Annotated in this window: 24 protein-coding genes; 10 read left to right on the top strand and 14 right to left on the bottom strand. The window is 45.7% G+C overall.

Features of this window, described 5'->3' with window-relative positions; translation table 11 throughout:
* Positions 1 to 128 precede the first annotated feature (128 nt).
* Together pspF and KFF44_RS15175 are read left to right on the top strand one after the other, a co-directional pair.
* Positions 129 to 1,169 carry a phage shock protein operon transcriptional activator gene (gene pspF / locus KFF44_RS15180; protein ID WP_255935780.1) on the top strand — a complete coding sequence of 347 codons (1,041 nt, stop codon included), beginning with the start codon at positions 129 to 131 and terminating at the stop codon, positions 1,167 to 1,169.
* Positions 1,170 to 1,230: 61 nt separating this feature from the next.
* Positions 1,231 to 1,587 carry a hypothetical protein gene (locus tag KFF44_RS15175; protein ID WP_255935778.1) on the top strand — a complete coding sequence of 119 codons (357 nt, stop codon included), beginning with the start codon at positions 1,231 to 1,233 and terminating at the stop codon, positions 1,585 to 1,587.
* Between the two features lies 1 nt (position 1,588).
* On the opposite strand, the gene KFF44_RS15170 is transcribed toward KFF44_RS15175, so the two are convergent.
* The gene (locus KFF44_RS15170) at positions 1,589 to 2,914 is read right to left on the bottom strand and encodes a putative O-glycosylation ligase, exosortase A system-associated (RefSeq protein ID WP_255935776.1); all 1,326 of its coding nucleotides are present in this window, start codon (positions 2,912 to 2,914) and stop codon (positions 1,589 to 1,591) included.
* Positions 2,915 to 3,088: 174 nt separating this feature from the next.
* Between KFF44_RS15170 and KFF44_RS15165 the strand changes: the two genes are divergently transcribed.
* Entirely contained in the window at positions 3,089 to 4,777 is a 1,689-nt protein-coding gene (locus tag KFF44_RS15165; RefSeq protein WP_255935774.1) for an amidohydrolase, read from the top strand.
* A 100-nt stretch (positions 4,778 to 4,877) separates the two neighbouring features.
* Complete coding sequence (locus KFF44_RS15160) at positions 4,878 to 5,096, top strand: hypothetical protein (RefSeq protein WP_255935771.1); 219 nt, start codon at positions 4,878 to 4,880, stop codon at positions 5,094 to 5,096.
* 13 nt (positions 5,097 to 5,109) lie between these two features.
* Here the strand turns inward: KFF44_RS15160 and KFF44_RS15155 are convergent, their stop codons facing one another.
* The 3 genes from KFF44_RS15155 to KFF44_RS15145 form a co-directional block, all read right to left on the bottom strand.
* Positions 5,110 to 5,907 (bottom strand): hypothetical protein, encoded by a 798-nt coding sequence (locus tag KFF44_RS15155; protein WP_255935769.1) that lies wholly within the window; start codon positions 5,905 to 5,907, stop codon positions 5,110 to 5,112.
* 385 nt (positions 5,908 to 6,292) lie between these two features.
* A complete protein-coding gene (lepA, locus tag KFF44_RS15150) occupies positions 6,293 to 8,095 on the bottom strand; it encodes a translation elongation factor 4 (protein ID WP_255935766.1) in 1,803 nt (600 codons plus the stop codon).
* Between the two features lie 58 nt (positions 8,096 to 8,153).
* Positions 8,154 to 9,146, bottom strand: a complete 993-nt coding sequence (locus KFF44_RS15145; protein ID WP_255935753.1) for a D-glycerate dehydrogenase — start codon at positions 9,144 to 9,146, stop codon at positions 8,154 to 8,156.
* Positions 9,147 to 9,341: 195 nt separating this feature from the next.
* Here KFF44_RS15145 and KFF44_RS15140 point away from each other — a divergent pair, with 195 nt between their 5' ends.
* The 4 genes from KFF44_RS15140 (at position 9,342) to KFF44_RS16255 (ending at position 11,282) form a co-directional block, all read left to right on the top strand.
* Positions 9,342 to 9,872: an SH3 domain-containing protein gene (locus tag KFF44_RS15140; RefSeq protein ID WP_255935751.1), complete on the top strand. Its 531-nt coding sequence runs from the start codon at positions 9,342 to 9,344 to the stop codon at positions 9,870 to 9,872.
* 61 nt (positions 9,873 to 9,933) lie between these two features.
* Positions 9,934 to 10,410: a GNAT family N-acetyltransferase gene (locus tag KFF44_RS15135; RefSeq protein ID WP_255935737.1), complete on the top strand. Its 477-nt coding sequence runs from the start codon at positions 9,934 to 9,936 to the stop codon at positions 10,408 to 10,410.
* Complete coding sequence (locus KFF44_RS15130) at positions 10,410 to 10,865, top strand: GNAT family N-acetyltransferase (RefSeq protein WP_255935734.1); 456 nt, start codon at positions 10,410 to 10,412, stop codon at positions 10,863 to 10,865. Before KFF44_RS15135 ends, KFF44_RS15130 begins: the two co-directional genes overlap by 1 nt.
* A gap of 39 nt (positions 10,866 to 10,904) precedes the next feature.
* Entirely contained in the window at positions 10,905 to 11,282 is a 378-nt protein-coding gene (locus KFF44_RS16255) for a DUF4440 domain-containing protein (RefSeq protein ID WP_370691120.1), read from the top strand.
* Between the two features lie 50 nt (positions 11,283 to 11,332).
* Here the strand turns inward: KFF44_RS16255 and KFF44_RS15125 are convergent, their stop codons facing one another.
* The 10 genes from KFF44_RS15125 to trmB all read right to left on the bottom strand — a co-directional run bounded on the left by KFF44_RS15125 (position 11,333) and on the right by trmB (position 23,465).
* A complete protein-coding gene (locus KFF44_RS15125) occupies positions 11,333 to 12,727 on the bottom strand; it encodes a nitronate monooxygenase family protein (RefSeq protein ID WP_255935733.1) in 1,395 nt (464 codons plus the stop codon).
* A 176-nt stretch (positions 12,728 to 12,903) separates the two neighbouring features.
* Entirely contained in the window at positions 12,904 to 15,081 is a 2,178-nt protein-coding gene (gene pnp / locus KFF44_RS15120) for a polyribonucleotide nucleotidyltransferase (RefSeq protein WP_255935719.1), read from the bottom strand.
* A 240-nt stretch (positions 15,082 to 15,321) separates the two neighbouring features.
* Positions 15,322 to 15,591, bottom strand: coding sequence for a 30S ribosomal protein S15 (gene rpsO, locus KFF44_RS15115; RefSeq protein WP_255935716.1), 270 nt, complete (start codon positions 15,589 to 15,591; stop codon positions 15,322 to 15,324).
* Positions 15,592 to 15,608: 17 nt separating this feature from the next.
* The gene (truB, locus tag KFF44_RS15110; protein WP_255935701.1) at positions 15,609 to 16,508 is read right to left on the bottom strand and encodes a tRNA pseudouridine(55) synthase TruB; all 900 of its coding nucleotides are present in this window, start codon (positions 16,506 to 16,508) and stop codon (positions 15,609 to 15,611) included.
* Positions 16,509 to 16,517: 9 nt separating this feature from the next.
* Entirely contained in the window at positions 16,518 to 16,943 is a 426-nt protein-coding gene (gene rbfA, locus KFF44_RS15105; protein WP_255935698.1) for a 30S ribosome-binding factor RbfA, read from the bottom strand.
* 43 nt (positions 16,944 to 16,986) lie between these two features.
* Complete coding sequence (gene infB, locus KFF44_RS15100) at positions 16,987 to 19,620, bottom strand: translation initiation factor IF-2 (protein WP_255935696.1); 2,634 nt, start codon at positions 19,618 to 19,620, stop codon at positions 16,987 to 16,989.
* A 28-nt stretch (positions 19,621 to 19,648) separates the two neighbouring features.
* Positions 19,649 to 20,308, bottom strand: a complete 660-nt coding sequence (locus tag KFF44_RS15095; protein ID WP_255935694.1) for a DUF448 domain-containing protein — start codon at positions 20,306 to 20,308, stop codon at positions 19,649 to 19,651.
* Between the two features lie 55 nt (positions 20,309 to 20,363).
* A complete protein-coding gene (gene nusA / locus KFF44_RS15090; protein ID WP_255935692.1) occupies positions 20,364 to 21,962 on the bottom strand; it encodes a transcription termination factor NusA in 1,599 nt (532 codons plus the stop codon).
* A 65-nt stretch (positions 21,963 to 22,027) separates the two neighbouring features.
* The gene (gene rimP / locus KFF44_RS15085) at positions 22,028 to 22,549 is read right to left on the bottom strand and encodes a ribosome maturation factor RimP (RefSeq protein WP_255935690.1); all 522 of its coding nucleotides are present in this window, start codon (positions 22,547 to 22,549) and stop codon (positions 22,028 to 22,030) included.
* Between the two features lie 199 nt (positions 22,550 to 22,748).
* Positions 22,749 to 23,465 carry a tRNA (guanosine(46)-N7)-methyltransferase TrmB gene (gene trmB / locus KFF44_RS15080; protein ID WP_255935688.1) on the bottom strand — a complete coding sequence of 239 codons (717 nt, stop codon included), beginning with the start codon at positions 23,463 to 23,465 and terminating at the stop codon, positions 22,749 to 22,751.
* 177 nt (positions 23,466 to 23,642) lie between these two features.
* Here trmB and KFF44_RS15075 point away from each other — a divergent pair, with 177 nt between their 5' ends.
* Positions 23,643 to 25,115: a CpaF family protein gene (locus KFF44_RS15075; protein ID WP_255935687.1), complete on the top strand. Its 1,473-nt coding sequence runs from the start codon at positions 23,643 to 23,645 to the stop codon at positions 25,113 to 25,115.
* Entirely contained in the window at positions 25,112 to 25,357 is a 246-nt protein-coding gene (locus KFF44_RS15070) for a hypothetical protein (protein ID WP_255935685.1), read from the top strand. The genes KFF44_RS15075 and KFF44_RS15070 overlap by 4 nt, the downstream gene beginning before the upstream one ends.
* The last annotated feature ends 9 nt before the right edge of the window (positions 25,358 to 25,366 follow it).

Genomic DNA, 25,366 nt, shown 5'->3' with positions numbered 1-25,366 from the left:
GTGTGCCAGTTTTTTGATTTTGATTAAGTAATTGAAAAATATAGATAAAATAATAATTATATTTCTGAGTGTGTATGTGTAGTGAAAAAAATACTATTAAATAGTAAAAAAAACCATATATTAGTTTTATGAAAACGACCAATGATCAGATGCTCGGCGCCTCAGCTGCATTTTTTGAACTCACGGATCAGATTAGTCGAGCTGCGCCGCTTGACAGGCCCATGCTTGTGATTGGAGAACGCGGCACTGGTAAGGAGCTTATTGCTGCGCGTTTGCACTATTTATCAAATCGTTGGGATCGCAACTTTCAGAAAATGAACTGCGCTGCCTTGCCGGATACTCTTTTGGAAAGTGAATTGTTTGGGTATGAACCCGGTGCTTTTACGGGGGCGAATAAAAAGCGTAAGGGACGATTTGAAGTTGCACACAAAGGCAGCCTGTTTCTTGATGAAATTGGAACCATGAGCATGACAGCTCAGGAAAAACTTCTTCGAGTGATTGAATATGGCGAATTTGAGCGTGTGGGCGGGAATGAAACGATCAATGTAAATGTTCGGATCATTGGTGCGACAAATATTGATCTGCCCGCTGCTGCGGACGCTGGTGAATTTCGTCACGATCTTCTGGACCGTTTAGCGTTCGACGTTATTACTGTGCCACCTCTCAGGGAACGTCAGGATGATATATTGCTGCTTGCAGAAAACTTTGGTCGGCAGATGGCTTTGGAGCAGGAATGGTTGCAGTTTCCCGGATATACTGATGAGGCAATTGAGGCGATGCTGGAGTATCAGTGGCCGGGTAATGTCCGTGAGCTTAAAAACGTTGTTGAACGCGCTGTTTACCGAGCTTGGGACGGTGAAGAGCCTATCGGTGATATTGTCTTCGACCCCTTTGAGAGTCCCTATAGGCCCAAGGCTGTAAAAATAAGTCAAAGGAATGGGCAAGCCGTGAACCATGTTGTTCCTGATCGTTCGGATACAAATAATGATTATGGCGTTGATGTTGATGCACCATTTGACTTTAAGGAAGTGATTTGTGGTCAGGAGAAAGCGATTATAACGAAGGTCTTGGAGAAATTTCGGTATAATCAACGTCAAGCAGCCAAGCATCTAACGTTAAGTTATGATCAATTTCGCCATCTTATGAAAAAGCATGAATTGTTGTCATGACTAACACCTGATTTCATTTTCGTGACTTGCGCAGGTTCCTGCTTTTGGCCATAGTCGCGCCATGGCAGACCATATATTCATAGAAAAACGCAAACGTAGCCGCAGGCGATATGCTCTTTCGTTCTCCGTAAAGGTTGTACTGAGTTTAATTTCAATTTCACTGCTCGTTTGGATGGCTTTTACCCAGTTTATCGGCAATCCCAATGACGTAGAATGCACGGGTGCATGCGAACCAAGCATCAGTATTGGGACATGGATACTCGCAATCGCCCTTATGTTTGCGGCTGTTATCGGCGCCGGGGCCTTTTTAGGGATGCTTGTCAGTGTTGTGCGAAGGCGAACAGCGAAACAATATGATTCACCTTTTGCAAATATCATTGAGAAAGCCGCAGAAGAAAATTCTGATGACGAAGCTTAGCTCAGGTATGCTTTTGGGACTGCCGTGTAGGTGACCATTTTTCCAATATTGTTGTTACATTTGCATCCTGCCCGTCAACAGTAACACCCTTGATGATGATTTTCTCACCGACAACATTTGCCATGACGATAACGGCAAGCAAATGATAGAAAAAGTCGAAGGTGGCGATATTTACGGTCAGTCCACCCACTGCATATCCCACGAGGCTGAGTTGGATTGCAGTGCACAGGTCTGCTAGCCATTTGGTTTGGTCATAGGACTGAAAACGTTTTGCAGCGCTGCCCGCTGAATACCATCCGGTAAACAATATTGTCAGGAATAAGATAAGGCCAATATACCCATGTTCCGCTAATACCTCAAAATATATGGAATGCGGGGCTCTGGGTTCAAAGCCGTCAGGCATATAGAGTTCGCGTGCTTTTTCATCATAGAATACGTCAAATCCACCACCCTCAAGAAAGTTATCACCCGCAAGGTTGGTTGAAAACTTCCACATCGAAACGCGGCCGACAAAGCTATCATCTTCGGTAGCGTTTTCGGTACTTTGTATTCGCTCCTTCCAGCTATCAGGCATGAATGTAATTGCACCAATGACAAGAGGAACAACAAGCGCGATATAGGCAAATTTTCTTTTACTTTTTAAAAGTGTCATTGCCATCACAGCAGCAAAAGCAACAAAACCACCACGAGATTGAGTTCCAAGAATTGAAATAGCGGTTAATGCCGTAGCCCCAAGCATTGGCCATTTCAGGAGTTTATGCGGTGGGTGCTGAAAGTGCCAGTAAGCAACAGGCAGAAACATCGACAGTGCCATGGCCAACTGGTTATTGTCTTCTATCATACCGCCGGCGCCTTGCACGCGCGCCCCACCACCGGTCAGGATCGTGAACAAGCCACCTTTAACGCTTACATATGCGAGCGATAAAGCCATGACCCATACGAAAGCTTTCAGGCGCATCGGGCTTTGCATGACAATAATGGCGACAAACGCAAACAATAGAACCTTTAAAAAATGTATGAGTTTGAGAATGGCCAGATCAACATTGAATGCAGCCACGGTCGTGAAGAGTACCCAAATCAAATAAAGAACCAACGCCAGCATAATGGGATGGGAAGGAAAGCTTTTCTTGTCTCGCCCAATAAGCATACCGACAATTGTGCAGGCAGCAACACCATCCAAAAATGGAAAAGTACGAACCCACCCAGCAACCTCAAGGTGAGGGTTCATGTGGGAAAACCAATTCCAGATCAGAACCCCAACGTGGGGTTTAAAGAGCGCAAATGCGATCCAGGGAATTGCAATCATTAATAGGAAATATCCACGCACGGTGCTGCTCTTATAGTTATGAATGTATCACTCTTTTGCGAGTTTGCACGATAATGATAGGAAAGTGCAACCCGCTTGCTTGACAGCGAGGTCAGTTTCCCTAGCATGTGCAATCTTAAGGCTAGGGTTATACTTAATTTATGTCGACAAATTAAACCGACATGGAGGGCACAGATGAGATTTATAGCCAATATGGCTGCGGTTTACTTACTTATTGCAGCAGCGATTTCCAGTGTAAGCGCGCAAAGCGAAATTGCAGATACTGTGATTTGGGGTGGTCCAATTTATACAGCTGATGACGCTAATCCCGAGGCAGAAGCTATAGCGATAAAAGATGGTCGGTTTGTTTTCGTAGGCTCAAGATCTGAGGTGCAAGCCTTTGTGGGGGATACGACAACGGTTCTTTCTCTAGATGGTGCGGCGTTATTTCCCGGGTTTGTTGATGCGCACGCACACCTTCTTGGCATTGGTGAGCGCGAGTTGACACTAAATCTGGAAGGTAGTGCCTCGCTTAGTGATTTTGTTGAAAAGGTTAAGGCATGGCGTGAAGCCCACGATGATGCCGTTATAGTAGGGCGTGGCTGGATCGAAACCCATTGGCCTGAAAACCGCACGCCAAGTCGCTGGGATATCGATGATGTTGTTGCGGACATTCCGGTTATTTTGAAGCGTGCTGACGGCCATGCAGTCGTTGCGAACTCCAAGGCATTAGAAATGGCGGGCATCAGCGGTGCCACAGAAGCACCATTCGGTGGTGAGATTCACAAGAATGCGCTTAATGAACCAACTGGTATTCTCGTTGATGCAGCGATGGGGTTGGTTAATCCCTTAATTCCAGCGACGGACACAGCACGTATCACCGAGGCCCTTAAAGTTGGCGGCGATGTGTATGCTGAATATGGTTGGGCCGGGCTGCACAGCATGTCTGTTAGTTGGCCCGAGGTTCTGGCAATGGAAAGTCTATCTGATACCGGTGACCTTGGCATTAGGGTTTATAATTCAATTAATCCTGGGGATGCTTCCAACCTATTTGCAGGTGGCGCCAGAGTAAGCAATTCCGGAACAATTATCACCAAGGCGATTAAGCTCTATATGGATGGGGCCTTAGGATCTCGTGGTGCTGCGCTTCTGGAACCTTATTCAGACGCTGATACACATGGACTGATCACGATCAAGGAAGAAGATGCCCTGCCCATAATGGAGCAGGCGCTTAGAAATGGTATTCAAATGAATATCCACGCCATTGGTGATCGAGGTAACAGGCAGCTTCTTGATTGGTACGAGCAGATATTTGCGAAAGTAGATAGTGCGGATCGTGCTGTTGTTGATCCTAGGTGGCGAATAGAGCATGCTCAAATCGTTCATCCAGATGATATCCCACGGTTTAGAAACCTTGGTGTCATTCCGTCAATGCAACCCTCCCACGCGATTGGAGACTTGCATTTTGCCCCTGATCGCCTGGGTGATGATAGGCTGCTTGGGGCTTATGCTTGGCAAAGTTTGATTGCCAGCGGTGTTATTGTCCCTGGTGGTTCCGATGCGCCGGTAGAACGCGGTGATCCCTTGATTGAATTTTATGCAGCAACAGCTCGGAGAGACTTGAAAGGCTTTCAAGGACAAAACTGGCACGCAGAAGAAGCGGTTAGCCGTGAAGATGCATTGAAAATGTTTACGCTGTGGCCCGCGATGGCTTCTTTCACAGAAGACGAACAAGGGACGATAACTGTTGGGAAGAAGGCGGATTTAACGGCTTTTGATATTGATATAATGAGTGTCGATGAGGCTGATATTCCAAAAGGCCGTGCTGTTTTGACGATGGTCGATGGAAAAATTATATTTGTTGATCAGGAAACAGCTGAGTAACCAAATAAAAATATTTAAGAAGGGAGCCTTTAGGCTCCTTTTTTCTATCTGAATATTGCCTATATATTGCCTGCAATTAAAAATGACATGTGGACGGCGAATGACAATCATAGAAACCATTGTGGGTTTGACAATTTTTGTTGGGGTACTTTTTTTGTCAAAATGGCGCGAAAAGAAACGTCAGTTGGGTAAACCCGCCTTGATTCCGCATGTTTATACGCAATTTACGGCGATTCTCGCTATTTTGGTTTTACTTGCGCATTTAGTTGCACTCGTGACCGGCGTTGAATGGCAATCCCCTCTTAGACCGTCAATTTAGTTTTGAGTGCTTTTTAATCTTGGTCAGCTTTTTCATCGATTGGTGTCGGTGGGCTGCTTTCAAATAGTCTGGTACTAAAATAGCGGTATGACAATGCCCAGATAAGTGAAGCAAAGAAACGCCTGTGACCGCTTTTACCTCGGACAATGTAGATGCCCGATGGATGCTTGAAAATATTAGCGATCAGTTTTTTGCTTTCTTGGGTTAATTGGTCCTTGGTTTCCTTGCTGACACGGCGACTGAAGAGCTGAGTGTCTGCTTCACGCCTTGATGATCGTCTGCGCAGCAAACCTAACGACATTACAATGCTGATTGCGATAATGATCAATACAATGACCACAAATAGCAAGATATAGACCGGGCTGAAATCATCACCGCTTTGCAGGCGAGCTGCAGTTTCATCCAGGATGTTGTCGATAGTGATGCCGTCGGATGCTTCAAGGTTGCCATCAAGCCCAAAACTATAGATAACACCGTCGCGGCGATCGAAACCAGCAATGATCCCGTCCCCGCCATAAACGGAAATATAACCATTTGATCCAACGCTAATACCGTAAAGTGGTGTCGCTTTGCATTTGGCTTTTAATACGGTTAGGTTCTGGCTTCGTGAGTAAATTTGAAAGTCGGTAACTTCTTCGCATGGGCTGCGAAATAGTTGTATGGCCTGTGTAAGCTTAAAAGCGATAGCATCGGGGGTGTTGTCACGGTTTAAGCTTAAATGTATATCGACTGCCAGCGTTCGAACATCACCTGCCGCTTGGTTTGGAACCGTGTCTTGTGCCGAAGCATAACTGTATCCGCTGAATAACACGCAGTTTGCTATGATAAGAATATGTTGAATGAGCTTAAACAGGGCCTATCTCTTTGTTCTGCGGTTTGTCTATTCATTTAATATTTCTATTCTTGCCGAGAATTATTTTCTATTGATTAACAGTATGCAAGAAATTTTAAAAATGAAATAAAAAGCGGAACCGACATCGGGGGAAGATGTACGGTTCCGCGAATGACACAGTCAGATCAAGGGAGCTAATAGGCTGTATCAGTACACTATAGATAACCTACTGCATCTTAATAACTGGTAAACAAAATACAAAATTACTCGTTTTTAGTGAATATTTTTGCAAAAATTACAATTATTTTGTTGTTTCATGCTGATCTGTATATTGAAATCAACACCAATTCCGCAAAAATGATTTCTAATTTTCTCGCATTTTTAGGGCGGCAATGAATGCATTATGCGGGATTTCTACTTTCCCATACATTCGCATTTTCGCTTTCCCTTTCTTCTGTTTTTCTAGCAGTTTTTTCTTACGGGTTACGTCACCGCCGTAACATTTTGCTGTAACATCCTTACGCATTGCAGAAATTGTTTCCCTTGCGATGATTTTTCCGCCGATTGCTGCTTGAATTGGAATTTTAAAGAGCTGACGAGGAATAAGGTCTTTCAGTCGTTCACACAGTGCCTTACCGCGTCCGGCAGCCTGGCTTCTGTGGACAAGCATAGAAAGGGCGTCAACGGGTTCAGCATTGACCAGAATAGACATTTTCACGAGGTCTGATTGCTCATAGCCCGCCATATCATAGTCGAAACTAGCATACCCACGACTGATGGATTTTAGGCGGTCATAGAAATCATAGACCACTTCATTGAGCGGAAGTCGATATTTTAACATCGCGCGCGTACCTGCATATGTCAGGTCAGATTGGATACCGCGCTTGTCCTCGCATAATTTTAAAACTGCGCCCAAGTGATCATCGGGCACCAGTATGGTTGCATCAATCCAAGGTTCTTCGATACGGTCAATGCGTGTAACATCCGGCATGTCCGCAGGATTATGCAATTCGACCATTGAGCCATCATTCATATAAATCTTATAGATCACACTTGGGCTGGTGGTGATCAATTCAAGGTCAAATTCACGGTTCAAGCGTTCCTGGATGATCTCCAGGTGCAACATACCAAGGAAACCACAGCGGAAACCAAAGCCAAGTGCGGCTGAGGTTTCAGTTTCAAACTCGAAACTTGCGTCATTTAAGCGAAGTTTTTCAAGGGCATCACGTAGGCGTTCGAATTCTGATGTGTCTGCAGGAAACAAGCCACAGAAAACAACAGACCGGCTTGGTTGGAAACCTGGTAATGCCTCAGCACATGGTTTTTTCGCGTCCGTGATAGTGTCACCGACATGGGTATCTGCGACTTCCTTGATTGATGCCGTGATGAAGCCAACTTCACCGGGGCCTAGTTCTGGTACACTGACACCCTTTGGCGTGAAGATGCCAACACGGTCAACCAAATGTTCTGTATCCGCAGCCATCATTTTGACGGTTTGGCCTTTTTTGATTTTGCCGTCGATAACCCGAAGCAAAACCATGACGCCCAAATAACTGTCATACCAACTATCGACGAGCATAGCCTTTAGCGGGGCATCAGGGTCCCCCTCAGGGGCCGGTAAGCGCTCCACGACGCTTTCGAGTACATCTTCAATCCCGATGCCTGACTTGGCAGAACATTCTACGGCATCAGACGCGTCGAGGCCGATAACATCTTCGATCTGTGTGCGAACACGTTCAGGCTCCGCGGCGGGTAGATCAATTTTATTGAGCACGGGCACGATATCATGATCATTTTCAATGGCTTGATAAACGTTCGCTAATGTCTGGGCTTCTACTCCCTGACTTGCATCAACAACAAGTAGAGAACCCTCGCAGGCAGAGAGGCACCGGCTTACCTCGTAGGCAAAATCCACGTGACCAGGGGTGTCCATAAGGTTCAGAATATATTTTTCGCCGTTTTGTGCTTTATATTCTAGCCTGACCGTTTGGGCTTTGATGGTAATACCGCGCTCGCGCTCGATTTCCATATTATCAAGCACTTGTTGCTTCATTTCACGGTCTGAAAGCGCGCCTGTAACCTGTATCAGACGATCGGCCAAAGTTGATTTTCCGTGGTCAATATGCGCAATGATTGAAAAATTGCGGATATTTTTTTGCTCTGTCATTTCACTATAATCTCGGTTTGTGCATTTGCTGTGCACTTATGTAATAAAAACGATGATCTTAAAAAGGAAGGACTCTGTCGGGTGATTTGTGACCATCCAGAAAAGCTCGGATGTTTATAAGAACTTTTTCACCCATCGCTACACGTGCCTCTACTGTTGCAGACCCCATATGAGGTAAGAGAACAACATTCTCGAGCTCAAGAAGTTTTGGATTAATTGTTGGCTCTTCTTCAAACACATCAAGACCAGCACCAGCAATTCTGCCTACCTCTATAAGATCAGCAAGTGCATTTTCATCAATAATCTCACCGCGTGCTGTATTAATAAGCACTGCATGCGGTTGTAGTCGTTTTAACCGTTCACGGCCTAAAAGGTGATGCGTTTCCTCTGTAAGCGGGCAATTAACCGATACAAAGTCCATGCGGGATAGCATCTCATCAAGATTATCCCAATATGTTGCTTCTAGTTCACCTTCTATTTCGACAGGTAGGCGGTTTCGTTTGTGGTAATGCACAGCGATATTGAAGGCCTTTGCTCGTTTTGCTATCGCCTGTCCAATACGTCCCATACCAATAATGCCCAACCGTTTGCCCTGAATCCGGTGACCCATTAAAAATGTGGGCGCCCAACCAGACCAGTCGCCGGCGCGTAATATTTTTTCGCCTTCAAAAATACGACGAGGAACAGACAGTAATAATGCCATTGCAAGGTCTGCTGTATCCTCCGTTAAAACGCCAGGTGTATTGGTAATGGTAATGTTTGCTCCCCGTGCGGCGGCAACATCAATGTGGTTAACTCCGGCCCCAAAATTGGCAATTAACTTGAGCGAGTTTTTACCAGCCTTAATAACATCTGCATTGATATTATCGGTTACGGTTGGCACCAGCACATCTGCATGTCGCGCGGCATCTTCAAGTGCTGCTTGGTCCATAGGTTTGTCAGCCAAGTTCAACTGCACGTCAAATAATTCAGCCATGCGGGTTTCGATAGAATCAGGTAATTTTCGGGTGACAATAACCTTCGGTCTTGTACGCATTGTCTTGTCAGTCATACTCATCATCCTTTTGGCCTATCCATACCTCTTTACAGAAGGGTATGGAAACTTGTTGCCTGATCACTAGCGAAAATATTATTCTTGGCATTGTAGCATTAGCCATGATCAGGCTATGTAACAGAAGCGAGCTATAGTTTCAAATCGGAAGGTGATACAGCGTGCTTATTTTTCGCTGTATAAAAAGGGCTAATCGTGAAGCAAAGATTGGTACAATATTCAGGCAAATGCGTTTTGAGCATTTTATTGGTTTTATTGGGTGTCAGCTTAAGTGTTAGTGCTGGCGCGCAGGATACGCAAAAAGTAGGGCCTAGCGGCAATATTTTGCCCCGGTTTGTGTCACTTTCTGCGGATGAAGCCAATATGAGAACCGGCCCAGGGCGACAATACCCTATTGAATGGGTATATCGCCGACGCAATTTACCGTTAGAAGTTATCGATGAGTTCGGGCCGTGGCGGAAACTTCGTGACCACCAGGGCACCATTGGCTGGATGCATGTGCTTTTGTTGAATAACAAGCGCACGGCAATGATTATGGATGATAAACTTCGTTTGTTTGAAGACCCGTCTGATGTTTCACCTGTAACAATTATCGCAGATAGGGGTGTCATTGGTATTATTGATGCGTGCGAAAACAGATGGTGTAAGCTTGAGATCGACGGAACTGAAGGGTGGGCAGAGCGGAAATCCCTTTGGGGAGTGTATCCAAACGAAACGATAGACTAGATAGTCGTATGCATTTTACGATTTGTGTTCATCTAAGTATCTGTATGAAGGTTAGTCATCCATGTCATTAGATGGTTTTGAGATTGTCCCGTATGATAAAAAGTACCAACCGGTATTTTATGAATTAAACATCGCGTGGCTCGAAGAATATTTCAAAGTAGAGTCAATTGATGAAGCGGTCTTGTCTGACCCTGAAACATACATTCTCAGCAAAGGGGGCGAAATATTATTTGCAGTTTCAGGTACTATGGTTTTAGGCGTTGTTGCCATGAAAACAGGTGGTGACGGTGTGTTTGAACTGACGAAATTGGCTGTGGACCCGAATATACGAAAAGGTGGTATTGGCCGGGCACTGTGTGAAAAAGTTATTGAGCGTTTTCAGGCGAGGGACGGCAAACTTCTTTATCTCGAAACGAACACACTCCTGAAGAATGCAATTCGGCTGTATCATAAAATTGGGTTTAAGGAATTGCCTAATCCGATTGATAGTCCTTATGAACGTTCAAATTATTATATGGAATGGCAAGGTAATACTTAATGTCGACCTTAATTGATTTTGCTATAAATGATGTTGATGTAGCCGCAGTGAAAGCGATTTTTAAGGCCTATACAGATTGGATTCCGATTGATCTTGAGTTTCAGGGATTGGCTGATGAATTTGCCAACTTTCCAGATGGTTATGAATTTTTATTACTGGCAAAACAAAATTCTGAACCGATAGGTGCGGTTGCGCTTAAGAGGCATGATGACAATGTCTGCGAAATGAAGCGCTTGTTTGTGTATCCTCATGTTCAACGATCAGGAGCAGGGGAAGCATTGAGCATTCGTTTGATTGCAGAAGCCAAAAAGGCAGGCTATCAGAAAATGCTTTTGGATAGCCTTAGGCGCCTTGAGCCTGCGGTAGCCCTTTATAAGAAGCTCGGATTTCAAGAAGTTGAGCCTTATAATTTTAATCCGGAGGATGATGTAGTCTATATGGAGCTACTATTGTAATAATTTCTCTCAAATTATCACTGTTACAAATAGGGTGTAATGACATACGAGCATTTGAAAAAGACACTGTGGGATTTGGAGAGAAAATTAAGTAATCCAAATCTTAGGGGCGATAGCACCGAGTTATCGCAAATTATGCATGATGATTTTATTGAATTCGGTGCTTCGGGGCGCTGCTTCGACAAAACAGAAATTATAAATTTACTGGTAAATGAGCAAAATTATGTTGAGTATGAAGTTGAGAAGTTTACTTGCACGTTACTAAGCCCTTCTGTCGCGCATGTGACATACATTATCCCACAGCGGACCGATAAAAACGGTTCTATTCTTTATGGGTCAACGAGATCATCCATATGGAAGAATACGAATGGTGAGTGGCAGATATATTTCCATCAAGGAACTAGGATATTCAAATAAAAAAAGCCCCAGTTAGCTGGGGCTCTTTTTATTGCGTGATATTAGTTTGCTTAATCACCAGATGCGATACGCTCGACCAGTTGTTTTACTGTTGGTACAAAACCATTTGAATAAAATGGATCGCTTCCGAAACGGAATGCGTTATGCCCTGCAAACAATAGATTCTCGTTAACGCTACCATCGTGCGCTACATCATCGAGTGTTTTCTGGATACAGAAACTTCTAGGGTCAGCAAGGCGACCTGTAGAATTTTTCTCATTGTCTGCCCAACTTGAGAAACGACATTGACTTAGGCAGCCTACACAGTCTGCTTGATCTTTTCTGATCTCTGCGTTTTTCTCTGCGCCAACAAAGATCAGCGTATCATCCGGGGTCTTCATCGCTTTTTCAAAGCCCGTTTTTACCCATTCCTGAATGCGGGCTACGGCTTCGCCGCGAACAAAATATTTCTTACGTTCAAGCGTTACTTCGGTATTAAACTCTTCGTCTTGCTGATTTCTAAAGTCAACCTGACGCTCTGAACGATTTAACAATTCACCCAAAAAGCTGTTTTTCACAGCACTAGAGAAAAACCCAGTTGGGCTAAAGTTTTGTAGTAACACGTCACCTTTTTTAAGGTTCAGTAGCTTTTGTTTCCATTTCTCGGAAATCGGGCTTTCTTTTGTAACAAGTGGGCGTGTTCCGAACTGGAAAACAATCGGGCCAAGTTCCTTGTTATCGATCCAGTCTTTCCATTCCTTCAAGTTCCATACGCCTCCTGCCATTATGATTGGCACATGATCAAGCCCGAGTTTACGCATGATATTGCGAAGCTCAAGCACGCGTGGGTATGGATCACCTGGTTTATTTGGATCTTCAGCGTTTGAGAGGCCATTGTGGCCTCCAGCTAACCATGGGTCTTCATAAACAACGCCGCCCAAAAGTTCAGCGGTATTTTTATAGGCCCGACGCCAGAGAGCGTTGAAGGCGCGACCAGATGAAACGATCGGATAATAGTGAACGCCGTATTTTTGTGCCAGTTCAGCTAGCTTGTATGGCATGCCAGCGCCGCATGTGACGCCGTGGACCATGTCCTTTGTCTTTGCCAGAACTTCGTGCAGAATCTTTTGTGCGCCACCAAGTTCCCAAAGCATATTGATGTTGATAAGGCCTTCACCGCGTGAGATTTCCCAAGCTTTGCGAACCTGATCAATTGTACCTTTGATGGAATAATCAATCATTTCTTCATGGCGATCACGGCGTGTACGTCCGTTATATTCATGCTCAATGATATTGCCGTGTGCATCATAGCTATCAGCAATTACAGCCGATATCGTACCAACGCCACCAGCAGCTGCCCAAGGCCCTGATGATGCGCCTGTAGAAATAGCGACACCTTTACCGCCTTCAATAAGGGGTAAAACGTCTTTACCGCCAAGCTTGATAGAGTTTAAACTGAAACTCATTAAGATCTCCCGCACAGTTTAAGCTAGCGTTGCGCTTATAGAAATTTATCAAATTATATTACTATATAATTATCCTGGTACGATATTACACCGTATCAGTTTAGTATATTATTAATTCAGTATTATACTGAATTTGAACGAAGGCTGAATGAATCAGCCTTCGTGCACAAATTTGCTTAATCGCGAGGTTTGCCTTTACCTTTACCGCCGCCAGAAGGGCCAGCCTTCGGTGGGCGTGCTTCTGGATCTTCTTCGCCAGTTTCCTGATCAACAACGCGCATAGAAAGGCGAACCTTACCACGGCCGTCGATTTCCAGGCATTTGACGTAAACTTCATCGCCTTCCTTGACCACATCGGTAACTTTTTCGACGCGCTCTTCAACAAGCTCTGAAATATGCACAAGGCCATCACGTGATCCCATGAAGTTCACAAAGGCACCAAAGTCCATGATACGAACGACTTTACCTTTGTAGATCACACCAACTTCTGGTTCTGCAACAATGCCCATGATCCAGTCTTTAGCAGCCTCGATTTGAGCGCCATCGCTTGACGCAATATTGATAGTGCCATCATCGTCGATATTAACTTTAGCACCCGTTTTCTCAACGATTTCACGGATAACTTTACCGCCCGTTCCGATAACTTCACGGATTTTGTCAGATGGAATTTTAAAGCTTTCGATGCGCGGTGCATGAGCAGACAATTCGGTGCGCGCACCTGTAAGCGCTTTGTTCATTTCGTCCAGAATGTGCGCGCGACCACCACCTGCTTGCGCAAGGGCAGTTTGCATAATCTCACGGGTAATACCAGTGATCTTAATGTCCATTTGAAGGGCAGTGATACCCTCTGATGTACCAGCAACTTTAAAGTCCATATCGCCGAGGTGGTCTTCGTCACCGAGGATATCAGAAAGAACAGCGAAATCGTCGCCTTCCTTGATAAGACCCATTGCAATGCCTGAAACCGGGCGGCTGATCGGAACACCAGCATCCATCATGGCGAGCGATGAACCACATACTGTAGCCATTGATGACGAACCGTTTGATTCGGTGATTTCTGATACAAGTCGAACTGTATATGGGAAATCATCTTTCGTTGGTAGAACAGCGTTCACAGCGCGCCATGCAAGCTTGCCGTGGCCGATTTCGCGGCGACCTGTAAAGCCAACACGTCCGCATTCACCCACTGAAAACGGTGGGAAATTATAATGCAGCATAAAGTTGGAACGGTAGCTGCCTTCCAAATTATCGATGATTTGCTCGTCTTCAGCTGTACCAAGCGTTGCAACAACAAGCGCTTGCGTTTCACCGCGGGTGAAAAGCGAAGAGCCGTGCGAACGTGGCAGTGAACCAACCTCTGAAACGATCGGACGAACCTGATCAAGGCTACGGCCATCGATACGCTTGCTTGTGGAAAGAATATTTCCGCGAACGATTGCGCTCTCAAGTTTCTTGATAAGGTCACCAACAACTGTAGTGCTTAGATCGTCGTTTTCTTCAATATCGCTCTCTAGCTCAGCGAAAACTTTTTCTTTCACTTCCGCAATACGGTTTGAGCGATCTTGCTTGACTGTAATAGCATATGCATCGCGAAGGTCAGCCTCGGCGATATCAGCGATTTTTGCTTTTGTAGCACTGAAGTCTGGGCCTTCTGGAAGTTCCCATGGATCTTTCGCTGCAACTTCCGCAAGGTCAATGATTGCGTTGATGACAGCCTGCATTTCATCATGGCCGAACATCACAGCACCGAGCATCACGTCTTCAGAAAGCTCTTTCGCTTCTGATTCCACCATAAGAACGGCATCGTGTGTACCAGCAACAGAAAGCTCAAGATCGCTTTCAGCAATTTGCTCAATAGTCGGGTTTAGGATATATTCACCGTCTTTGTAACCCACTTTGGCAGCCCCAATCGGCCCTAAGAAAGGAATGCCTGAAAGTGTAAGGGCTGCTGACGCACCGATCATTGCAACGATGTCAGCATCGTTTTCAAGATCATGGCTTACAACTGTACAAATGACTTGAACTTCGTTCTTAAACCCGTCTGGAAAAAGAGGGCGGATTGGACGGTCAATCAAGCGTGAGATTAGTGTTTCTTTTTCGCTTGGGCGGCCTTCACGTTTGAAGAAACCACCTGGAATCTTACCTGCTGCGTAATATTTTTCTGTATAGTTTACAGTCAATGGGAAAAAGTCTTGGCCAGGCTTCACTGAGCGTGCGCCAACAACTGTACATAAAACAGTTGTGTCGCCGTATGTTGCCATTACAGCGCCATCAGCTTGTCTTGCAATGTGGCCTGTTTCCAAAGTGAGCGTACGACCGCCCCATTCTATTTCTTTTTTATGTATATCGAACATTTAATACCTTTCGTGAGCTAGTTAGTTCTCAATTTTCTTTACCAACATAGCTCTGACATGGCCCCCTATGGGCATGCCCCGCTTTCAAATAATCCCGAAAACTAACATCTTAATGATCGGGCGTTCAGTTTAGAACTAGGCAAAACATACATCATAATGCTGTCATGGATATTACAGTGTTATGAATATGTTCCCCAAAAAGTAAGGCCGATCACACGGACCGGCCTTACTATCAGTTTTTTATTTTCTGAGGCCAAGGCGACTAATCAACGTTTGGTAACGTGATACGTCCTTGCGCTTCAGATAATCCAGCAGACTGCGGCGCTGGTTAACAAGTTTCAAAAGACCACGACGAGAGTGATTATCTTTCTTGTGCTCTTTGAAGTGTTCAGTAAGGTTTGCGATCCGTTTTGAAAGAATGGCAACTTGGACTTCTGGTGAACCAGTGTCGCCTTCTTTTGTTGCGTATTCGCTAATTACGTTTTGCTTTTCTTCAGCAGTAATCGACATCGTCTTCTCCTATTAAGTTACATATTGAAGACCCGCAGGGGGCGAACTTGCCCGTCTTCGGAATGGGCCATCGCAAGAGGCATGTCATTCACTGTTAGCACTATCGTGCCCTGCTTGGCTGTGGCAAGGTGGATGGAGCGACCATATTTGATGTCTTCTGCATCCTTTTCCGTAACGGCAACCGCCGGGATGTCGTCCAGCGCTGTCGTTATTGGAAGTACATATTCCACAGCGCGCGCACTATGGCTTAAGTCGTTTAGTTTTTCCAGTGAAATCGCATGATCGAGGGTAAAGGGTCCTACTTTTGTCCGGCGTAGCACGGTGATGTAGCCATAAGTGCCAAGTTTGTAGGCTATATCGCGCGCGAGTGAGCGCACATATGTACCTTTTCCGCATTGAACCTTGAAGGTGGTCTCATTTGTTTCTATGCTGTTATTTATAATGGTAAGTGATTGAATTTCAATGGGTCTTGGCTTTAGCTGGACGTCTTTACCTTCGCGTGCGAGTGCATAGGCGCGCTTACCATCTATTTTTATAGCACTATAGGCCGGGGGTGTTTGTTGAATTGTACCAACAAACTGTTGGAGCGTGTCTTCAATTGTATTTAATGCTGGAATATCGCCGTTTTCACGAATGACTGCCCCTTCACTATCGAGCGAATCGGTCTCTGTTCCCCACTTAACAGTAAATTCATAGCTTTTGGTAGCATCAACAATATAGGGCATAGTTTTTGTTGCTTCGCCGAGCCCTATAGGCAATATGCCGCTTGCAAGTGGGTCGAGCGTTCCCCCGTGCCCTACCTTTTGAGCTTTTGTAGCATGTTTAATCGCTGCGACAACTTTGGCGCTTGAGATGCCTAGTGGTTTATCAATAACCAGCCAGCCATCAACCTTATCGCCTTTACGTTTTCGAGCCATAATGGAGGGCTATTCTTCTTCTGATGGCGTGCCATCATCGCTGTGATCGAGATCGCGGCTAACGCGTGGGTCACGTAGCAACGTTTCAATGTGACTTGCTTCGTCAAAACTCTCATCCAACAGAAATTTAAGGCGTGGCATATATTTCATGTGGACCATTTTGCTCATCAATCCGCGGATATGAGGGCTATTACGGTTAAGCGCCTTGGTAATTTTGGTGTCCGGGTCGCCGCCCAAGGGCATAACAAAAACTGTAGCATTTCTGAGGTCGGGGCTAACGCGAACTTCAGATACAGATACAGAGACACCGTTCAAATCCTGGTCTTGTACATCACCGCGCATTAAAACTGTGGATATGGCATGGCGAATGTTTTCGCCAACTCGAAGTAATCGCAGGCTCGGACCGCCTGATCCAGTATGATCAGATTTTCCCATAGCGTTATAGCCTTATTCTTAATGGATACGGATGTTAAACGCGTTATAGTTTGCGTTCAACTTCCAGTAATTCGTATACTTCAACAACATCACCAGCACGGAAGTCGTGATAATTTTCAAATGTCATACCACAATCCTGACCAGAGCGAACTTCATTTACGTCATCTTTGAAGCGACGGAGGTTATTAATCTCGCCTTCGTAAATAATGACATCATCGCGCAGGATACGAGCCTTACAATCGCGGCGGATTGATCCTTCGATTACAAAACAACCAGCTGCTTTACCAGCCTTGCCTGCTGTGAAGGCTTCTTTGATATCCGCTTGACCGATAACATTTTCTTTGAACTCTGGTCCAAGTTGACCAATCATTGCTGCTTTTACCTCGTCGATGAGGTCGTAAATGATCGAGTAGTATTTGATCGTTACACCCTCAGTTTCAGCAGCTTCGCGGGCTTGGCGGCTAGGTCGAACGTTAAAGCCCATGATGAGCGCATTGGATGCCTGTGCGAGTGCAATATCAGTTTCCGTAATACCACCAACTGCACCGTGAATAACCCGGCACTGGATATCATCGTTACCAGCTTTTTGTAGGGCCTGTGTAATAGCCTCTACTGAGCCTTGAACATCGCCTTTCAGGACAACGTCAAAATACTGTGTGCCTTCATCATCCTTGATTTTGGAGAAGATAGACTCGAGTGTTTTTGGTGCAGCCATCGCAGCCTGGCGTTTCTTAAGCGCCTGGTCCTGACGGTAGGCAGTGACCTCGCGGGCACGCGCCTCATTCTCGACAACAGCAAAGTCATCACCAGCACCCGGCGTACCATTAAGACCAAGAACCTCAACAGGGACACTTGGTCCGGCTTCTTTAACTTGCGCACCCTTGTCATTGATGAGCGCGCGAACCTTACCCCATTCAGCGCCTGCAACAAAAATATCACCAATTTTAAGCGTTCCGCGTTGGACAAGAACAGTTGCAACAGGGCCGCGGCCTTTATCGAGTTTCGCTTCGACAACAACACCTTCTGCAGCACGGTCTGGATTTGCTTTCAGCTCGAGAATTTCAGCTTGTAGACCGAGGGCTTCCTTAAGTTTGTCCAAGCCCATTCCTGTAATAGCAGAAACTTCTACTTCTTGTGTGTCGCCCTGGAATGTTTCAACAACGACTTCATGCTGTAATAGTTCCTGACGAACACGGTCAGGGTTAGCCCCTTCGCGGTCCATTTTGTTGATTGCAACAATCAATGGCACTCCTGCCGCTTTGGCGTGGTTAATCGCTTCGATCGTTTGTGGCATAACGCCGTCATCACCAGCGACAACAAGGACTACGATGTCTGTTACGCTCGCACCGCGTGCACGCATTTGCGTGAAGGCAGCGTGGCCCGGTGTATCAAGGAAGGTAATTTTATTATCTTTATCAATCGCCACCTGATACGCACCGATATGCTGGGTAATACCGCCAGCTTCACCAGAAACAACATTTGCCTTCCTGAGGGCATCAAGAAGTGATGTTTTACCATGATCAACGTGCCCCATGACTGTAACGATTGGAGCGCGCGGGCTTAGATCTTCTTCGCGGTCATCTTCACCGACAAGGCCGATCTCAACATCCGCTTCGCTAACACGTTTTGCAGTGTGGCCAAATTCTTCGATAACCAACTCGGCAGTATCTTGGTCCAATGTTTCATTGATGGTTGCGATAACACCAAGTTTCATTAATGTTTTGAGAACACTTGTTGCCTTTTCGGCCATACGGTTTGCCAAATCCTGAACGCTGATTGCTTCAGGGACTGTAATTTCGCGCGACTGTTTTGGCTGGGACGGTCCTGCGTTGCCAGCGAGCCCCATTTTCTTTGCTTGCATTCGTTTGTAGGATGCCAAGGAGCGCTGACGCTCTTCGCCGCCGACATTCGATATACTCAAACGGCCACCCTTGCGGCGATCATCGCCGCCGCGACCACGGCGGTTTTGTTGCTCGTTATTATTTTGGTTTTTGCGGTCTTTCGCGCGCTTTGGCTTACCTTTGCGTTCTTCACGTTGAGCATCGCCGCCGCCAGAGGCTTGGCGTGCCTCGCTTGCTTTTCTAAGTTGCACAGCCCGGGCTTCAAGATCAGCTTTTTTCTTAGCTTCGGCTTCCGCTTTTTCTTTTGCAGCTTTTTGCTCTGCCAAGCGTTTTTCGGCTTCGGCTTCGGCTTTTTGCTTTGCTGCTGCTTCCGCTTTTTTCTTTGCGTCTGCTTCCGCTTTTGCACGTGCGTTATCTTCTTCGCTGCGGGCGGCTGCTTCTGCTGCTTCACGCATCTTACGTTCTGCTTCTTCTTTAGCGCGTTTTGCCTCTAGCGCAGCTTTTTCTTTGGCTTCAGCCTCAGCGCGAATTTTCGCTTCGCCGAGTACCTTGGCACGCTTTTCCATTTCAGCGTCGGTTAGCGTCGTACCTGAAGGAGATGCTGGTTTTTTAGGCGTGAAACTCTTTGTCTGCTTAGGAGCAACCGGCTTTGTTTCTGCCGGAGTTGAACCTGCTGCCGCGCCGCCTTTGGTCAATATACGCTTTTTCTTACGTTCAACGACTACTGCTTTGCTTCGGCCATGGCTAAAGTTCTGGCGAACTTGGCCAGTTTCAACGCCTTTTCCAACACCAAGTGTTGTGCGTCCAGACAGTGTGAGTTTTTTATCGTCGCTCATGCTACTCTTCGTTCCTTTAACCCAGCGGCTATTCAGGTATACCCCGATAGCGTTTTAGGCGATCAAGTTCAGCTCTTAATATCTTAGCGCCGCCACTGTTAAAAACAGCGACATGCACTACATTATCTTTTCCAAGCGCTTGACTAAGCTGCTCCCTGCTGAAAAGCGATGACATGATCGCTTCTGCCGGCATTGCTGCGCTCATTTTATTTCGACCATCATCGCTACTGTCGCTTGCGGTGATGTATCCAATAATATCTCTTGCTGACTTGCCAACAGTCTCCGCTTTGATTTTATCAAAGCCGGTCACTATGTTGCCAGCCCGTTGTTCCAAACCCAACCGATCGAGGCAGCGTCTGGTTAATAATCGCTCAATCAACGACGGTAAATCACCGGCATCTTGTTTATATGATGCCTTCAAAGACCGCGATACGGCCTTCGTAAACTTACCCGAAGCTATATTGTCGTCTAATATAGCTCGATTAGCGCTAATCCATAAGCCCCTTCCTGGCAGCTTATTTGCCAAATCCGGAACCAACGTTTCGTCTGGCCCAAGGACCAGGCGAATTAAAGTCTCTTTTGAACCTGTCGCCCCGCTAATGATACAGGTGCGATCATTTGATCGCTTGTCGTCTTTGAATGCGTCGTTCACCAGATCTGTTTCATTCTTGTTATTGGTTTCGGACATATTCAATTTTGACGGTGTTTACCCGTTAAGCTCCTCAGCGGTTATTCTTTGCGAACTAAGTTGTTTCTTCTTCGGCTGCAACACCGTCTTCTTCAGTTTCATCGGTTTCTTCGGCAGCAGGCATAAGTTCCTCAGCGGTAATCCAACCAAGAGCAACGCGCGCAGACATAATCATGTCACTTGCCTCTTCTTCAAGAATCGAGAATTTGCGAAGAATACCATCTTCTTTGCTGGTAAGCTCATCAGCTGCGCAACCAGCGAAATCTTCAAGTGTCTTAATCTCGTCTTCACCGAGTGCTACCAACATTTGCGGTGTTAAGCCTTCCATGTCCGCCAGGTCATCCTGAACACCAAGTTCAATACGTTTGGCTTCTGCTGCACTTGCCTCGGCTTCCAGGAAATCGCGTGCGCGTCGCTGTAATTCAGCAACTAGGTCGTCATCGAAACCTTCAACACCTAAAAGCTCTTCAGGTTCGACATATCCAATTTCTTCTACCTCGGTAAATCCTTCAGCCACAAGAAGATGAGCAAGCGTATCGTCAACATCAAGCGCTTCGATAAAGCGTTGGCTTTGTGCCATAAACTCTTCTTGGCGACGTTCGCTTTCTTCAGCTTCTGTCATGATATCAATTGTCCAGCCTGTTAACTGGCTTGCAAGGCGCACGTTTTGACCACGGCGGCCAATTGCGAGTGACAATTGATCGTCAGGAACAACGACTTCAACGCGAGAACGTTCTTCGTCCATAACTACTTTAGCAACCTCGGCTGGCTGCAATGCGTTGACAATGAAGCTTGCTACGTCAGGTGACCAAGGGATAATATCGATTTTCTCGCCTTGTAGTTCGTTAACAACCGCTTGTACCCGGCTACCACGCATACCAACACACGCACCAACCGGATCAATTGATGGGTCATTAGAAATAACCGCAATTTTGGCACGGCTACCCGGATCACGAGCAATAGAGCGTAGTTCAATGATGTTGTCGTAAATTTCCGGAACCTCTTGAGAGAAGAGAGACCCCATAAATTCTGGGCGAGTTCTGGAGATGAAAATCTGTGGGCCACGGTTTTCACGACGTACTTCATAAATGAAGCCGCGAATACGTTCGTTCTGACGGATATGTTCACGCGGGATGACTTGATCACGGCGCATGATCGCTTCTGCACGACCAAGATCGATAATCACGTTACCATATTCTACACGCTTGACCATGCCTGTTACAACTTCACCAACGCGGTCTTTATATTCGTCATATTGGCGTTGACGTTCTGCATCGCGGACTTTTTGAACAATAACTTGCTTGGCAGTCTGGGCAGCAATACGACCAAAATCCATTGGAGGTAATGAAGAGGCCAGATAGTCACCGGGCGCAGCGTCAGGTTTGCTATCTTTCGCGTCCTCTACACTGATTTGTACAGCTGGGTTTTCCACTTCTTCAACAACTTCTAGAACGCGGAACAAGCGAATATCGCCAGTGTTTTTGTCAATCTGCGCACGAATTTCGTTCTCGATACCATATTTGGATCGAGCAGCTTTTTGGATCGCTTCTTCCATTGCTTCAAGAACGATGACTTTATCGATCGATTTTTCGCGTGCGACTGCATCAGCGATTTGCAGTAGTTCCAGTCTATTTGCACTGACAGCAGGTGTCATTACATTCACTCCAGTTGCTTTGAGGGTCACATACCCTACAAACCAGTTTCATTCAACCGGCAGACTTAATTATCTGCCTGCTCCATTTTACGCTGCTTTTGCACAGCGTCTAGTAATTCGTCGGTTAATAAAAGTTTAGCTTTGTTGATTTCGTCAAACTCTAGTGAGATGTGACCTTCTTCAGTATAGATATCCAAGAGGTCATTATCATAGGAAACAATACGCCCCCGAAAACGGCGCCGTCCTTCTATCTGAGTTTTTAATTCTATTTTGGCGTCAAAACCAACCCAACGCTTAAAGTCTTTCGGCCGTGTCAAAGGCCGATCTATTCCCGGAGAGCTGACCTCGAGAAGATACTCATCAGGGAGTGGGTCTTCCACATCCATCAAGGCAGAAACTTCTCTTGATAGTTTTGCGCAATCATCAACACCCATCGTACCATCAGGCTTTTCGGCCATGATTTGTAATGTTGGCTTACGGCCTCCTCCGTATGTTACACGAATGAGTTCGTAGCCCAAAGCTTCTACTGTGGGTTCAATTAAAGCTGCAATATTGTCAGCAGGATCGCTCAATCCAGGTCCTTTCATTTTTTGCTTCAATATATTTCAGGTACGGATTATCGCAAAGTGGGCCTCGACCCACTCCCGAATAAGTCACAACACTCTGGGAGAAGCGGCTCCTATATACAGGTATGAACGCTATGCTGCAAGCCACAAATGTGTATTTTGCATTATGAAGCTCAGGAATGTGGTAAATATACTTAAAAAGTAAGATCAGGGCGGCTTATCAACACTTTTTAAAGATAAAATACGTGGCTTTTCCTTCCATCGCTTTTACTTCATAGCGTGTTTCTGGCCAATCATCAGGCCGTTTCTGCCAGTCAACTGGATTTTCTGCGGTCCAGATAAAATCATTCCGATTCGCCATCTGAATCATTGTCCATTCGCGGTAGATAGGATGGTCTGTGCCAATGCGAAATTCACCGCCGGGTTTCAAAATACGAGAAATATCGTCGAGATTGTCAGGATTTACGAATCTTCGGCGAGCATGTCTTTTTTTGGGCCACGGATCCGGGTGGATGAGAAACACTTTGGATACGGAAGCATCCGGAAGATGCCATAGAATATGCCTCGCATCATCACTATAGACACGAACATTCATAAGATTGTTCGCTTCAACCTTGTCAAGGAGGCTTGCAACTCCATTCATATAGGGTTCACATCCAATAAGGCCAACAGATGGATTGTTTTCAGCCTGCCAGGCAATATGTTCACCTTTGCCAAAGCCGATTTCCAACCATATATCATCACATTCATCAAAAAGAGCCCGAGTATTCAGTGGTGTATGGGGTGTTTTTTGTTTTTGAGCTTCGATTGTTATCTTGGGCAAAAGACCATTAATCAAATCGGTTTGCCGATTGGATAAGGTTGGACCCTTTCGCCGCCCAAAGAAGCGCTGTTCAGGGCGTAGATATTCAGTGTCTTTATGCGGTTTCTTCATCATAGGCGCAACTGGTAGCCTATAATTTGTTTTTCGGCAATCAGTCTATTTGAGAAATAACCTCAATTTATATACAGCTGCTGGCATATGGATTATTGCAAGATTTCCGGCCTGTTAACCCTAAGCTAATATTTGAAATGTATTTTTTCGGTACATTTTAAAATATTTTTTAGGAATACTATGGCCAAGAAAAAAGCATTTGGGACGTTTGGGCGTAAACCTTCAGGTTTGATCGCAAGCGCGCTTGCTCAATCATCGCCGGCAAAATATATCGATGATCAGGCAATTTTGGATGATATTAATGAAGGCGGTCCTGAGCAAATAACTGAGGGGAGCGATAAGTCGAAGCCGCAAAAACGTGTTCTCGCCAGTACTCTTTCAGAGAAAGATAAGCAAGATTGGTTATTTAAAGTCAAAGACCAGATTTTGCCGATTTTATTAAGCCGTATTGATGTGGAGCCGGCGTCACTTTTGGAACGCGATGAATTACAAAGGGAATTGGAACCCGTAATTCATGATGTCATCGGCGCACTTAAGCTAACGCTAAATCAGGATGAATTTAACGAACTTACGCCGCTTATTTTAGATGAGATGGTTGGTTTTGGGCCGCTGGAGAGGTTGCTGGCAGACGAAGCGGTTAGTGATATTCTGGTAAACGGACCAAAACAGATTTTTGTCGAAAAAGGCGGCAAGCTTCAACAGTCAGATTTGACCTTCCGCAATAATGAGCATGTACAGGAAATTGCGACGCGTATCTGTAATAAGGTGGGCAGGAATGTAAATGTTACTTCACCGATCGCGGATGCCAGATTACCTGATGGCAGCCGTGTGAATGTTATCCTACCGCCACTCTCGCTCAAGGGAACGGCAATCTCAATTCGGAAGTTTCGTCAGGACCGTATGCAACTTGATGATTTGGTTGACAGAGGATCATTATCGGCGGAAATGGCTCGCTTCCTAAAGATCGCCACACTCGCAAGAATGAATATTGTGATTTCTGGCGGAACGGGTTCAGGTAAAACAACGATGTTGAACGCCCTTTCGCAGTTCATTCATCCTGGTGAGCGCATCGTTACAATTGAGGATGCTGCTGAGCTTCAGTTAAAGCAACCCCATGTACTGCCTTTGGAAACACGGCCTGCAAACCTTGAAGGGCAGGGCGCAATTACCATTCGTGATCTTTTGATCAACTCACTGCGTATGCGCCCGGATCGTATTATTCTCGGCGAGGTTCGTGGTGACGAATGCGCGGAAATGCTTCAAGCGTTCAATACGGGGCATGACGGGGGTATGTGTACTATCCACTCAAACAGTCCGCGCGACGCGATAACGCGTATGGAAAATTTGCTTCAGGCGTCTGGGTCACAGTTTCCAATTGCGGCTCTTCGGCGCCAAATACTTGATGCTGTTGATGTCATTGTTCAGGTTAAGCGTTTACGCGATGGTTCCAGAAAAGTGATCGCCATTGAAGAATTGGTGGGGATGGAAGGCACTATTGTAACCTCTCAGACCTTATATAGTTTTGACTATAATGATAATCCAACTGCCGATCAGATTGAGGGTGACTATGTGCGTAAGGCCACGAGGCTTCATAATGAGAAACGGTTTGTTGAGGCAGGCCTTGGCGATAATATTAAGGAGCTTTACCGATGACAGCCGATAAAAGCTCAAATCAAAATAGTCTACTCGTTCACAAGGTTCGGGTTGAGGTTTCAATTATTATGTCCGACGGTTCTAATATTGAAGGGTGTGTTTTCCTCGGAGAAGGTGAACGTGTCTCTGATATGTTGAACTGTGAACGCAGATTCCTGCCGCTTGAGTTGTTAAGTCAGGAATTATTATTGATCAACAAAGACGCGATAGCGCTTTGTAAACCTATTAACCGGCCAGACTAAAGTCTGATA

It is taken from the genome of Kordiimonas sp. SCSIO 12610 (genome assembly GCF_024398015.1).
In the GTDB taxonomy this organism is placed as follows: domain Bacteria; phylum Pseudomonadota; class Alphaproteobacteria; order Sphingomonadales; family Kordiimonadaceae; genus CANLMI01.
The sequence above is the reverse complement of the archived record's forward strand: the minus strand, read 5'-3'. Positions and strand labels throughout refer to the sequence as shown.